7 protein-coding genes are annotated in these 13,830 nt (G+C 62.9%); 1 reads left to right on the top strand and 6 read right to left on the bottom strand.

The window, feature by feature from the left end; translation table 11 throughout:
• From VMA74_RS15065 to pgmB, 6 genes are all read right to left on the bottom strand, one after another.
• Nucleotides 1–2,003, bottom strand: a 2,003-nt coding sequence (locus tag VMA74_RS15065) for a glycoside hydrolase family 65 protein (RefSeq protein WP_325368376.1), incomplete at its 3' end; no start/stop codon positions are given.
• Nucleotides 2,000–3,820, bottom strand: a complete 1,821-nt coding sequence (locus VMA74_RS15060) for a putative 2OG-Fe(II) oxygenase (protein ID WP_325368374.1) — start codon at nt 3,818–3,820, stop codon at nt 2,000–2,002. The genes VMA74_RS15060 and VMA74_RS15065, both read right to left, overlap by 4 nt.
• Complete coding sequence (locus tag VMA74_RS15055) at nt 3,820–6,066, bottom strand: glycosyl hydrolase family 95 catalytic domain-containing protein (protein ID WP_325368372.1); 2,247 nt, start codon at nt 6,064–6,066, stop codon at nt 3,820–3,822. Before VMA74_RS15055 ends, VMA74_RS15060 begins: the two co-directional genes overlap by 1 nt.
• A 45-nt stretch (nt 6,067–6,111) precedes the next feature.
• Nucleotides 6,112–7,374 (bottom strand): MFS transporter, encoded by a 1,263-nt coding sequence (locus VMA74_RS15050; RefSeq protein WP_325368370.1) that lies wholly within the window; start codon nt 7,372–7,374, stop codon nt 6,112–6,114.
• A gap of 240 nt (nt 7,375–7,614) precedes the next feature.
• Nucleotides 7,615–10,179 carry a TonB-dependent receptor gene (locus VMA74_RS15045; RefSeq protein WP_325368368.1) on the bottom strand — a complete coding sequence of 855 codons (2,565 nt, stop codon included), beginning with the start codon at nt 10,177–10,179 and terminating at the stop codon, nt 7,615–7,617.
• A 61-nt stretch (nt 10,180–10,240) separates the two neighbouring features.
• Nucleotides 10,241–13,258, bottom strand: a complete 3,018-nt coding sequence (pgmB, locus tag VMA74_RS15040) for a beta-phosphoglucomutase (protein ID WP_325368366.1) — start codon at nt 13,256–13,258, stop codon at nt 10,241–10,243.
• 300 nt (nt 13,259–13,558) lie between these two features.
• Between pgmB and VMA74_RS15035 the strand changes: the two genes are divergently transcribed.
• A partial coding sequence (locus VMA74_RS15035; RefSeq protein ID WP_325368364.1) for a LacI family DNA-binding transcriptional regulator occupies nt 13,559–13,830 on the top strand: 272 nt, incomplete at its 3' end.

Raw genomic sequence — 13,830 nt, 5'->3', positions numbered from 1 at the left:
GTGGGCGTTTCGGTGCGCACGTTGAACGGCGGTTTGATCACGTTGAGCGTCAGGTTGGCGTCGAACCATTTGCTGGCCTCGGCCTGCTCACCGGCGGTAGCCGCGGCGATGGAGAGCGGCAAAAAGCCCATGCTGTTCATGGCATGGCGCGACGGTTCGAGTGCCAGGGTGGCGTACTGGTAATCGCTGCGGCGCACTTGCGCGCTCATCGGCATGTCCAGCGCAGGGTACGACAGCAACGGCAGCGGACCGCCTTCCTTCTGTGCATCGAACGGCACCGAGGGATCGAAGTTGAGGTAGTGGCCTGCCTGCGCGTCGAACGGCAGATATAAACCCCTGGCGACGGCTGCCCAGTGCGGATCGGGGGTAACGCCTACGATGGCGGCCGCGGCAGTGGCGATCTCCAATGCCTTGCGCGCCGATGCGTTGGTGAACGTGTCGTTGGGAATATCGTTGTGCGGCTCGGACACCGACGTGACGTGCAGAATCTCGTAGCGATGCCTGCCAGGGATGTAGCTTGCGCGGTTGGCCCAGAAATCGGCGACCTCGCGCATGACCGGCCAGCCATGTTGCTTCAGCCAGCCGCGATCCTGCGTGGCCAGGTAGTACTGCCATTGCGCTATCGCGATATCGGCGTTGACGTGGATTTCGCTGTCGTCGAGCACGTGCGCCGAACGGGGCGTTTGCGAGCTGCCGTTGTCCGGGTCGGCTTCCCATGGATACATCGCTCCGCGCAGGCCGCGTGCATGCGCCCGCTGCTCGGCCGGCGCCAGCGATGCATCGCGAAACATCACCATGGATTTCGCCCGCGCCGGATGCAATAGCAACAAGGCGGGAAATACCCAGGAATCACTGTCCCAGAACACATGCCCGGTATAGCCCGGCGTCATGCCGCAGGCGCCGATCGGCCAAGTGGTGTCCGGGGTCGCGTTGGATAGCAGGTAATACAGGTCGGAGTGCACGATCTGCTGTGCCTTGGCATCGCCGTCAATCACGATGTCCGATTGCCATAGCGTATGCCATGCGTCGGCGTGATGCTTGAACAGCGCATCGAAGCCCTGCGCACGAGCATCCGTGGCGAGCGCGAGATCCTGTTGCGCATCGCCGCCCCACCGGTCGCGTGAGAGGGCGACGTATTTGGTGAAGGTATAGGTGTGGCCCTTATGCACGGCGACATGCAGGTTGAGCGCAAGCCGGTAGTCATCGTGGTAGAGCTTGACGTTGATGGCTTGCATGCCTGGCGGCAAGGCCACGGCGGCGGCTTCCGCCATCCGCGCGCCTTGTTCGGCCTGGCCGTCCAGCCATAGCGTCAGCGTTCGGCTGTCATGGCCGCTTGATAACAGATGCGTGTCGCCGTGATACCACACCGCCGCGCGATCGGCGGTGGCGGGCGGTGCCGGTTGCAGGGTCAGGTTGTTGGCGGCGAGTGCTTCCATCAGCTGGTCGCCATCGAGTTCGGCGAGCGCGAAGCGGGGCTGGTGCGGCGCCCATAGGTTGAAGGCGAAGGAGAGCTCGACGTCACCGTCGAAATCCGGCGTGATGGAAAGCTGGGTAGCGGCCAGGTGCGGCGACGCCTGGCTGACCAGGGTGGTTACGTTGACGTCGGTGACCTTCGGCCCGTCGATGTAGCGATAGCGGGTCGTCAGCGTGCCGTCGTACATATCCAGCACCTGGCGGTAGTGCTGGAAGCGCGTGGGCGTTACCTCGGCCTGGTTGAGCCAGGATGAGCCGGCGCGGTAGTCGATCTCCGTCCAACCCGGGACGGCAGCAGGACGCGACACGTCGCCGTTGGCGTAGTCCATCAAAGCAACGAGATAGGCAAGGTTGCCTTCCGTGCCGCGCGGCGCGGTCAAGGTCGACACGTAGCCGTTGCCCAACTGGCCGGGAAAATAGGCGCCAAGGTCACGCATGCTGGCGGTCAGCAGGAAACTGGCGTCGGGCGCGGCGTAAACGCTGCCAGTCACCAACGCGAGGCCGGCCAGCAGCATGGCTCGCCGTGTCATGCCGCGTCTCCGGGCACCACATCGAAGGCCACCGTAAGCCGGGTCTGCTCGCTGTGGAATGGCACCGTGCCGTGCCAGACGTAGGAAGGAAACAACACCAGCCTGCCTGCTTCGGGACGCACCAGGTGTTGCGCATGCAACGGAGGCGTCGTCAGGATGCTGGGTTGCCCGAAGGCGAGGCAGCCATCCGGCGTGGACGCACTCGCCATGCCGTCGGGCAGATCCACGTAAAAGGCCGAGGAAATCCAGCCGCGTGGATGCACGTGGTTGGTGTGAAAGCCCGCACTGCGTAATTGCACCGACCAGCCGCCGTTATAGCGGTAAGTCCCGCGATTGCGGCGGCGTAGCGGATCGGCCCCGCTGCCGATGTGCGTGAGGTACGCGCGAATCGGTGCATCGAAGGCCTGGAATAGCGCCTGGATGACGGGATCGGGGTGACGCGCCAGATCGCCGGTGGTTTCCGTGCCGTGCCGTAGCGATTGAAACAGCAGCGGATGGCCATGCGGGTTGTGCAGGCGTTGCAGGCTGCGCTTCACGTCGGCGAGAAAGCTCGGCAGGTCCGGCCATGGCAGTGGCGCCTGCAAGGTTTGCGCACGTACCAGGTCGGCGTAATCGCAAAACGCTTCATAGCGCGGGTCGCCCAGCAGACGCCACGCCGTGGTCTGCAAGGCGATCAGGTATTGATCGTCCGGCGTGTTGGCGAGCAGCGCTTCGCAATGGCGCAGTGCCTGTTGCGCGTCGCCGATACCCAGCAAGGCGGCGGCCAGCAGGTTTCGCGCTGCGTTGGCGGATGGCGATCGTTGCAGTGCGCGTTCGGCCAAGGCCAGCGCAACGGCTGGATCGAATTCCAATGCGGCGAGCCCGGCGCGTACCAGCAGGGACGGTGCGGCTTGTGCGTGTGCAGCCGCCGTTGCCAGGCATTGGTAGGCACCGTGTGCATTGCCGGCACCTTGCAGGATCGCGGCCTTGGTGGCGAGCAGCGCTTCGTCGCCCTGGCACTGCTGCAGGGCCTGGTCGAGCAGCGCGGTGGTCTGCGTGCTATCGCCCGTGCGCATCCAGACCAGACGCGCCAGATGATCGTGTGCCTCGATATGCCGTGGGTCCTGCCGCAAGCAGTCGCGCAAGGCCGCTTCCGCCGCTTCCATTTGGCCGAGCGCGATCAGGCTGCTTGCATGGGTGAAATGGACGGCAGCCGTTGCATGCCCGCGGGCCAGCGCGTTGCGGGTGATGCGTTCGGCCGCGGCATGTTCGGAGGCTGCCGCCAGGGCCATCGCCATGGCGTGGGCTGCGGCAGGATCGTTCGGCAAGGCTTCGGCGCGCTGGCGATAAAAACGGACGGCCTCATCCTGCCGCCCAAGCGCTGCAAGCGCCGCGACGTGTTGAGCGATCAGCTCGGCCGGTGCCTGCGCGGAACTGCATGGGTGAGCTGCCACGGTCAAGGCATCGGCTGGTCGCTGCTGGTCGTTGTAGTAGCGCGCAAGCAGCAGCGCGGCATGCGGCAGTCGTGAGGCGACGCGTTGCAACAGCGGTACGGCTTCCCCCGCGCGTCCGCTGTTCAATAACAGCTCGCCAAGCGACGCCCAGGTGGGCGCCCAGCCGGGATCGGCGGCCATGGCCTTGCGCAACAGCGCTTCCGCGCCTTCGATATCGCCCAGCGCCTGCCGCACGCCGCCCAGCAGGCGCAGGGCTTCCGCATAGTCGGGATGCTGTTTGACCACCGATTGAAGCCGATCGTGCGCACCCCGCAAATCACCCGCCTGCAACAGCATGCCGATCTGCTGCATGGCTTCACGAAGTGGGGGCGATAGCGTGGACATTACAGCGCCGTGCGGGTCAGTTCCGCCTTGCCTTGCGCGTTGCGCGTGATGGTGATGTCGTACTGCTTGCCGCGGAAATGAATGCGTTGCAGCTTCAACGATGTCCAGTTTGGCGGCAGTACCGGCGCATAGGCCGCATCGAGACCCTTGTCGTCGATACGCAAGCCGGTCAGACCGTAGATCATGCTCTGCAAAAAGCCGGATGAGGTGGCGAGAATATACCCCGCGTTGTTCGCTACCGTTTCGGTGCGCACATTGAAGGGCGGTTTCAGAAAGCCGACCAGGTTGCGCTCGATCCATTCGCCGGCGGTTTGCGCGTCGCCCAGTTCGGACGCACCCACGGCGAGCATCACCATCATCATCTCGTTCGGATCGTCGCCGTGGACCTTCAGCTCATGCAGCTGGAAGTTGAAGTCGTTGCGGCGCACGGTTGGCGACATCGGCAGGTCCAGGTTGGGATACATCAGCCAGACCAGCGACGAGCCCATCCAGGTGATCTTGTCGTGCGGGACGGATTGATCGAAATCCAGGTGCCGCTGTTCTTTCTTCAGGAACGGGATGTACATCTTGTCGGCAATCTGCAACCACTGCGGATCGGCGCGCTCGCCTACCGTATTGGCCGCTTCCACGGCAATCTGCAAGGCCTTGCGCGCGGCAGCATTGGTGAAGGAGTCGTTCGGCACGTCGTCGTAGGCTTCGTCCGGCGAGGTGACGTGCATGATCTCGTAGCGGTCCGCCGCCTTGTTGTAGGTGACGCGGCTGGCCCAGAACTGCGCGATCTCGCGGATCACCGGCCAGCCGTCCTGTTTGAGCCAGTTCTTGTCGCCGCTGGCCAGGTAGTACTGCCATTGCGCAATGGCGATATCCGCGTTGACGTGGATCTCGCGATAGACGTCGTAGGCAAAATGCGGCGTGTTGTCCACGCCGGTCTGCGGATCGGCTTCCCACGGATACATGGTGCCTTTCGCGCCGTACTGGATGGCGCGCTCGCGCGCGGGTTGCATGGTGCGGTGGCGGAACATCACGATCGGCTTGGCGCGTTCCGGATGCAACAACAGCAGGGCGGGGAATACCCACGAATCGCTGTCCCAGAACGCGTGGCCGGCGTAATTGGGTGTCAGCGCACAAGCTCCCATCGGCCATGCCGTGCCCACGGTGCTGTTGGAGAGAAGGTAATACAGATCGGAGTGCACGGCTTTCTGCACGGCCGGATCGCCGTCCACCACGATGTCGGATTTCCATAACGCATGCCATGCCGTCTGGTGCCTGGCCAGCAGGGTAGCGAAGCCGGTGCTGCGTGCCTGTTCGGCTAGCGCCACGTCGGCCTTGGCGTCGCCGCCCCAATCCTGGCGGGAGGCGGCCAGGTATTTGGTAAAGGTGTAGGTGGTGCCTTGGATCACCTTGGCGGTGATGTGCAGCGAAAGCAGGTCGGCGGTCTTGTCGAGCTTTACGCTCTGGATCTCCAGCGATGCCGGCAGCTCGATGGCCGCCGCTTCGGCCATGCTCAAGCCTTGCTTGGCGCGGCCGTTGAGCCACAGCGTCAAGGTTTTGGTATCGCCATCGCTGTTGAGCACCTCGGTATAGCCCGGATACCACACGGGAGCGCGATCGGGCGTCGGCATCGGCTTGTTATCCAGGTTCTGGCCGCTAGCGATCACTGCCGCGATCATCTGGTCGCCGGTCATGCTGCCGATCGGGAAGCGTGGTTGATATTCGGACCACAGGCGAATCGGAAAGCTGAGTTCCACGCTGCCGTCGAAATGCGGCGTGATGGTGAACTGCGTGGCGGCAAGATGCGTATCGGCCTGGCTGACGAAGGTGGTGACCTTCACGTCGGTCGACTTGTTGGCGTAATCGAAGCGGTAGCGCGTGGTGAGCGTGCCGTCATGCATGTCGAGCGTCTGCGCGTAGTCCGCGAAGATCTTCTTGTCCAGGCGCGTCGAGTTGATCCAGCCGCCGCCGGGGTTGTAGTCGATCTCGCTCCAGCCGGGAATGGCAGCGGGACGGGAGACGTCGCGCTGGTCATAATCCATGAACGCAACCATGTACGCGCGTGCGGGCTCGGTGCCGCGCGGTGTGGTCATGGTGGAGAAATAGCCGTTGGCCAGATAGCTGGGAAAGTAGCTGCCGAAGTTGTCGGCGGTGCCGGTAAGCACGAAGCTTGGATCGGTCGCAGCCTGCGCGACGGAAGCGGCGGCAAGCGCTGCGAAAAGCAGGCCGGACAGGCCGAAGTGGCGAAGGCTCATGAAAGCTCCAGCGATAGTGCGTGATGCGCTCCGATCCGGAAGGCGCTATTTGCCGGTCAGCGTAATGCTCACCGTGGCGGTGCCAGCTCGATCGGTTTCGCGCTTGAAGAAGAACAGTGTGACCAGGATCAGCAGCATCGGGACCAGCGAAAAGTAGAACGCATGGATGCCGTCGAAACGTGAAAACACGATGGCGGTGATGCGCGAGCCCAGCGTCCCGCCGAGCGCGGAGAAAATGACGATCAACCCGGTCATCGCCGCGTGTGCCGGCTTGGGCAGCGAGCTGAGCGCCACCGAGTTGATCACCGGGTAGATCGGCGCCATCAACACGCCGATCAGCGGAATCAGGTACGCCGCCGCCGGCGCGTTCAGCCAGCCGACGTTGGCGCGCGCGACCACGCCGTGGGCCAGCGGCAAGGTCACCATCACCAGCAGGCCCATGCCGACCACGCAGATGTTCAGCAGTGCGTACCACGGCATGCGCCGCAACACCTGGCCGGCGACGAGGCGGCCCACCGCCGAGGCGCCGGCGAGGATGGTCGCCATCTGGATGCTCATGGCATTGGGCAGCATGAGGATTTCGTTGTTGAAGGTGGGCAGCCAGGTGCTGAAACTTTGTTCGATCAGCACATACAGGAACGCCGAGGCGAGGAACACATAGACCAGCGGGCGCAGGAACAGGTGCAGCATCTCCAGCAGCGAGCCGTGCATGGATTTGGTGTCCTCGGTGCGTGCTGCCGATTCATCCATGCGCGATGTCGCCAGCAGCGCGATCACCAGCACGCAGGTCACGGCCAGCACCCAATAAACGTTGAGCCAGGATGGGTTTGACGGTGTCGCATGGTCGACGAAGGCGCTGAACAGCCAGCCGGCAATCAGCACGCCGATCATGAACAAGCCTTCGACGGTGTTGATCAGCCGGCCGTGTTCGCTGCGGTCGTTGGTGAGCAAGCCGATCGAGGAATACACCGCCACCTTGGTCAGTGCGAATGAAATGCCGACACAGGTGAACAACAGCTCCGTCGTATGGAAGCTGGGATACAGCGGCATCAGCACACAGGCGCAGGCAACGATGCCCAGCGCGATCATCATTGCGCGCCGATAGCCAAGCAGGGGCAGAAACGAAGCCACCAGGAAGGACGTGACCGCGATCGGCAGATCCTTGAACAACTCCAGCAGGCTGGCCTGCGGCTTGTCGACGCCGAAGGTGTAGATCGATTGCAGGATGACCGTGCCGACGCTGTTGAGCAGGATCGCAAAGACCATGTAGATCAGAGCGAGCGCGGCGATCATGCGGAGTCGGTTCATGGCGACCTGCCTGGTGACGAATTGCATGGCGAAACAGAACCTCTCACCGGCCGCAGGCGCCGAAACCGTGTGGAAACGGCGGCTGGCGGACGAACTCTACAACGACTTGTGGCGGGAAAGTCCATGGCCGGATACGACGCCCGGCCATGGGTGCCCAAGGGAGGGGAGGGCGGCTAACAGCGGAATCCAGCTCCCGCTCCCCCGTCTGTGATCCACAAACGGGGGAGCGGGAAACGCGCATCAGAAGTTGTACTTGATCTGTCCCCAGATCTCCCGGCCCCAGATCGAACGCGCCAGGATCACGCCACCGGAACTGGCGAAGCCGAACAAGCGGGCGTTGCCCTCGGTAATGCCGATCTGGTTGGTGACGTTAGTGCCTTGCACGCTGTACACCCAATGTTGGCCGACATTCGCTTGCACACCAAAGGACAGGTCGTAGTAATCGCCCAGGGGCTGCTGCTGGATCAAGTCGCCGTAACGGTCGCCGACGTATTCGTAGGTGATCCATGCTTTCACGTCGCCCCAGCCGGTGGGGTAGTCGTACGACGGCGTCAGGCGGAACTGGAACTTCGGTTGACGCTGCAATTGCATGCCGTTGATGCTGGTACACGCGTTGGCGCCGGCTTGCGTCGTATAGGTAAGGCAGCCGATGTAGCGGTAGTAATGGCCGCTCATCCAGTCGCCGGAGAAGTTGATGGCGGCGTGTTCGAACGGCTTGATGGTCGTGGTGAAGTTCACACCTTTGCTCTGCGAACCATACACATAGGTGTTTTGGCCGGTGTCGGTGGTGATGGTGTACGGCACGTTATAGAACAGGCGGCGATACGCGGCGACGTCGGCATAAATCCAGTCGGCCTGGTATTTGAAACCGACTTCGTAGTTCCTGATCTTCTGCACCGGTGTGCTGGGAAGGCCGCGCAGGTCGTCGAAGCCGGGAAAATGTACGCCCAGATTCGCACGGACATAGGCGCTCATGTTCGGGTTGAACTCGTAGTTGGCGCCCAGCGTCCAGGATTTTTCCGTCTTCGAGTAATTGATGTACTGATTGCCGCCCGAGAAGTACTGGGAGCTGTTGTTGTAGAGGGTGTAGGGGTTGTTATCCAGATCGCCCGTGGCGGTATTGGCGATGGCGCCGTTGGAATCCTGGCGTTCAACGCGGACGCCGCCATCGATCAGCCAGTTGCCGATCTTCCACGTATCCGTCGCGAAAAACGCGGTATTGAAACCTTGCCAACGTTCCTTGATGGCGGCCGCGGAAACCGCGCTGACGAAACCTTGAGGATCGGTCAGATCCCAGGTGTTCGCGCCATTGGTAAGCGACACCACGATGGGATTGGGGTTGGTGATGGCCTGCAACAGCATGTTGTTGCCGAGATACCAGGTGTCATGGTCCTGATAGACGGCGGTGTAATTGCCTAGCGTCAGCGTGTTGCCTTGGAACAATTCATCGCTGACATGGAACTCGTTGCTGGCCGATTGGAGATTCTTGCGTACGTACCACAGGCCCTGCTGGGTGACGTTCTGGTTCATGTCGGCTGACTTGCCGTTGGTGTAGGTGGCGGTAGCGGTGTACGTGCCAGCGGGCAGTTCGCCCGAGGCGATGTCAGCGGCCTCCTGGCTGGCAATATAGCTCGCCAGCGAGGTGGGATTCGCCCCGGTGCTGAAGAACGAGATGGTGTTCAACTCACCAGTGGTGAAGCCCAGCTTGTCGGACAGCGACCAGCCGTTGCCGAAATCCCAGTCAAAGTTTGCGCCGAAGTTACGCAAGTCGGAGCCGCGGCCCTTGGCCAGATTTACATTTTGGCCACCGGGCGTGCAGCCTGGCGTACTGCAGGGTGTGGTTTCGATGAACTCGTACTGGTCGGCCTTGCTGCCGAAGGTACCGGTGAGCGGGCTGAAGCCGGGATAGGCGGAAAACTGCCCCTTGCTCGCGTTGAGAATCGGCGTGTCGGTCACGAACTGGTTGTGGTCCTTCAGTGCGCGCGCATAGAACATCAGCGAGCCGCTGTCCCAGTCGCGCGACAATGTTGCGGTGAGCTGGCCACCTTTGTCGGCGGCAAATTGCGGATCGCGGATGTTGTCGCGGCGCCAGAAGCCGCCAAAGCTGCCGTACCACCCGTCGGCGATCTTGAAGCCGATGAAGCCGTCGATGCGCTGCGTGTTGTCAGTACCGTAGGTAAAGCCGATATCACCGGAGGGAACGTCAGTGCCTTCCTTCAGGATGAAGTTGGCCGTGACACCCGGCTGACCGTTGCCGTACAGCACCGACGGACCGCCTTGTACGATTTCTGCGCGGTCGATGGTGTCATCCAGGCGGAACAGGGTGGATTGGTCCATGAACGACAGATTCGACATCGGATACAGCGGGCTGCCGTTGAGCTGGAAGGTGGCATAGGGCGCATCGCCGCCGCCCGGGAAGCCGGCCACCTCAATGTTCGCACCGGTCTGGCCGCCGGAAGATTCGGGAAAGACGCCAGGCGATGCTTTCAGCAGATCCGCCGCGCTGACGGGATTGGCCTGCTTGATCTGTTGTGCGCTCATCGAGGTGATCGAGTAAGCGGCGTCGATCTTCTTAATACCGCCGAAGGTGGCAGTGCCGGTCACCACGACCTGCTGCAGCGTCGACACGTTCTTGCCGTTACCGTTGTTGGACGCCTGCCTTGCGGTGTTTTGTGCAGGGGCCGTGGACGGGGTGGTCGAGGTGGCCTGCGTCTGGCCGTTGTCTTGCGCATACGCAGCACCGGACACGAGCGTGGCGGCGATCGCCGTCGATAACGCAACGCGTGTGAGTGGCTTGGTCTTCATCGAACGTTCTCCCCAACGATTTTGTTTGTGATGGCGCGGCGTCACCGCGTCTGTTAGCCGCTTATGTCGTAAACAGGCTGATGTCGAACGCGGCAACGTTCGGCAACAGCAGATCCGCCTCAGCCAGTGCTTGTGCCTGGCCTACTCCTATCGCTTTCATTCCCGCCGAGTGGATGCTGGCTATCCCCGCCGCGGCGTCTTCCACGCCAAGGCATTCGCCCGGTGCCAGGCCGAGGCCGCGCGCGGCGGCCAGGAAAATCTCGGGATCGGGTTTGGCGCGACTGATGTGGTTGGCATCCACCACGTAGTCGAACAAATCCGCGATGCCGAGCCTTTCCAGCAAAAGCGGTGCGTTGCGGCTGGCCGACGCCAGCGCGGTCTTCAGGCCGGCCCGGCGCACCGACTCGACGGCATGGCGCGCGCCGGGCAACAGGTTTTGCGGGCCGAAGGTTTCGATCTGCTGCCGGTAGTATTCGTTTTTGCGCGAGGCGAGCGCTTCTTTTTCGTCTTCCGAATAGGCGCGCGGCGCGCGCTCCAGCAGAATGTCCAGCGAACCGCGGCGATCGACGCCCTTGATGCGCTCGCCAATGGCATCGTCGAACGCAATGCCGATTTCCAGCGCAAGCCGTTTCCATGCGGCGTGGTGAACGATCGCGGTATCGGCGATCACGCCGTCGAGATCGAAGATGACACCTTTTACTTCAGGGCGCGCCGATGCATGCAGGGGAAGATTGACGGTATGGCCGGCGTGCAGCATCACCGTCTTGCCGCGGTGGAGAATGTCGAGCTGCGCGCCTTCGGTAAGGGTGTATTCCACGCGATCTTTCTTGACCGTGACGCGAATGTGGTGATCGCGCCAGCGCACGCCGAAGCGATAGCTGCCCCAGGCCGCGGGAAGCGTGGGCGCGAAGCTCGGCTTGCCATCAACCACGCGCATGCCGCCGAAGCCCCAGGCCAGCCCCAGCCAACTGCCGGCCATCGCCGCCATGTGCACGCCGTGCGAGGTGTTGCCATGCAGGTTATCCAGGTCCACGCGCAACGTGTCGAGAAAATAGCCGTAGGCCTTGTGCACATAGCCCACTTCCGCGGCGACCACGCTGAAGGTGGAGGCCGATAGCGTAGAGTCATGCACGGTGACGCCTTCGTAGTAATCGAAGTTGCGCCGCTTCATGTCTTTGTCGATGGCGTTGCCGGCCAGCACGAAGGCTTGCAACACGTCGGCCTGCTTGCACACCTGGTGGCGATAGATCGTCAGCGGATGCAGCTGCAGCAGCAGCGGACGGTGACCGTGCTCGCTCGGATGTGCGATCGGCATGCGCGGCTTGTTGAGGAAATCGTCGTCTTGCGGAAAGATGTTCAGCTCCGCATCGACCGGCAGATACATCGCATCGGCCGCGGCCAGCCACGCGGCGATCTCCTTGTCCGACAGTTCGAGTTGGGCGGCGATGCGCGTGTAATCCTGCGGCCGTTCGCGACCAAGCTGGGAGGCAACCGACGCCGCATAGCGCAAATGCTGTTGCGCCATGTGATTGGTGTAGTAGTTGTTGTCGACCAGCGCGGTGTATTCGTCGGGCCCGGTTACCTGATAGATGCAGAATGCATGGCCGCGGCGCGGGTTGAAGTTGCCGACGTGGTGCCACAGGCGCGCGGTTTCGAACAGCACTTCGGCGCCGCCGCGGACCAGAAAATCGATGTCGCCGGTCGACTCGACATAGAGGCGGATGGCGAACGCGATCGCGGCATTGATGTGGTACTGCGCGGAGCCGGAAGGGAAGTAGGCCGAGCACTCATCGCCGCTGATCGTGCGCCACGCATATAGCGCACCGGTGGGGTGATTCATCTCGCGCGCGTGATTGCGGGCGCGATCGAGCGTGTTGACGCGGTATTCCAGCATGCTGCGCGAGCGCTCGGGCGAGGTGAACACTAGCACCGGCAGGATGAAGGCTTCCGCATCCCAGAAATAATGGCCTTCGTAACCTTCGCCGGTGAGGCCTTTCGCCGCGGCGCTGCCGCTGCCATCGCGCGGCGTGGATTGCATCAGGTGGAATAGGTTGAAACGCAGCGCCTGCTCGACGGCGCTGTCGCCGTGGACCTCCAGGTCGGCGTCCTGCCAGAACGCGGCGAAGGCGCGGGCCTGATCCGCGCGATGGGCGGCGAAGTCCACCGTCAAGGCGCGTTCCAGCGTGGTGGCGACCTGGTCGAGCAGGGCGGCCTCGGTATCGCCGCTTTCGGGGCGGCTGCAGGCATAGGCCACGAATTTCTCCAGCGCCACGCTGTCGCCAGGGCGCAGGTCTGCCACGTAGTGCTGTTGCACGCCCTCGCTGTCATCGACGACGGCGCGGGCGAAGGCGAGGTTGGATTGACCGATGCGATGGCGCTGGGCGCAGGCCAGGCGGATTTGGCTGTTCTGCGTGCGCTGGCAGACCGAGGCAAGCGTACGGTCGGCATCGCAGGCGGTAACGCTCAGCCCACCTTGGATGCGGGTACCGATGCGTGGGTCGTCGCCCTGTTCGGCGGCGCTGACGCTGGTGACGATCGCCGATTCCAGCGTGAGCGGGCCGCTGTAGTCGACGGATGTGACGCGATAGCGGATGCACAGCAGGTTCGGCGTTTGCAGCGGAACAATGCGTTCGGCCTGGATGTCGATGGTGGCGCCATGGGGGGAGCGCCAGCGCAACGTGCGTTCCAGGCAACCGGTGCGTAAATCCAGCGCCTGTTCGAAGTTCAGCCATTCGCCTTCGCGCAGGTGCACCGGTGCGTCGCCCAGGCGCAGGCCGATGCGGATGCCGTCGGGTACGGGGATACGGGTATCGGTGCTGCGGGCAAAGCCCGGGAAGCGCTCGTGGTATTCGATCGGCGTGCGCTCCCACACGCCGGTGAGAAAGCTGCCCTGGGTCGGGCTGCGGTCTTCTTCCAGGCCGCCGCGCACGCCGAGCGTGCCGTTGGCGAGTGCGAACAGGCTTTCCAGCTTGGCCAGTTCGAAAGCCAGGGGGCGGCGCGCATGTACGACCCGCCAGGGATCGGGGGATGCCTGGTGCGCCGGCTCCATGGCTATCGCTTGCGCATCGGTGCTATGCACGCATTCTCCCCTTGGCATCTTCTTTTGATTGGTCTTGTCAGCGGCCGAGCTCGGCCTTGGCGGGTGAGCATACAGACCGAATGATATCGATATCAAGATATCGATATCATCGCTGCGTCGCAGCATGATGCGACGGTAGGCGTGGTGAAAACGTCGTTGCATTGGAGGAATGCAGGCCCGTCCGGCACACTTGCCGTGCACGGCAGCAACGTGTCTACCTGATGCATCAAAGGAAGAGGGGCGCCGCTTTTGACGAAAGCCAAGAAAAAACAACCCCTTGCGCAACGTCCCAGCCCTACCATGGCGGACTTGGCCAAATTGGCGGGGGTATCCAAGATCACCGTGTCACGGGCCTTGAGCGAAAGCCCGCTGGTGACGCCCGAAACCCGCGAGCGGGTCCAGACACTGGCGCGCAAGCACGGCTACAAATTGAACGTCAGCGCCCGCAACCTGCGCTTGCGGCGCAGCCACACGGTGGCGGTGATCGTGGAGATGAAACCATCTTCCGAGCGCACCATGTGGGACCCCTATCCGTTGTCCTTGCTCGGTGGTATCTCGCAGGAGCTCACCTC

Source organism: Dyella sp. (assembly GCF_035508675.1).
In the GTDB taxonomy this organism is placed as follows: Bacteria; Pseudomonadota; Gammaproteobacteria; order Xanthomonadales; family Rhodanobacteraceae; genus Dyella_B.
This window is presented reverse-complemented; position numbering and strand designations above follow the sequence as displayed.

Coding starts and splice junctions, on each gene's coding strand:
- VMA74_RS15060 (WP_325368374.1), bottom strand. CDS start 3,820: ATGTCCACGCTATCGCCCCCACTTCGTGAAGCCATGCAGCAGATCGGC.
- VMA74_RS15055 (WP_325368372.1), bottom strand. CDS start 6,066: ATGAGCCTTCGCCACTTCGGCCTGTCCGGCCTGCTTTTCGCAGCGCTT.
- VMA74_RS15050 (WP_325368370.1), bottom strand. CDS start 7,374: ATGAACCGACTCCGCATGATCGCCGCGCTCGCTCTGATCTACATGGTC.
- VMA74_RS15045 (WP_325368368.1), bottom strand. CDS start 10,179: ATGAAGACCAAGCCACTCACACGCGTTGCGTTATCGACGGCGATCGCC.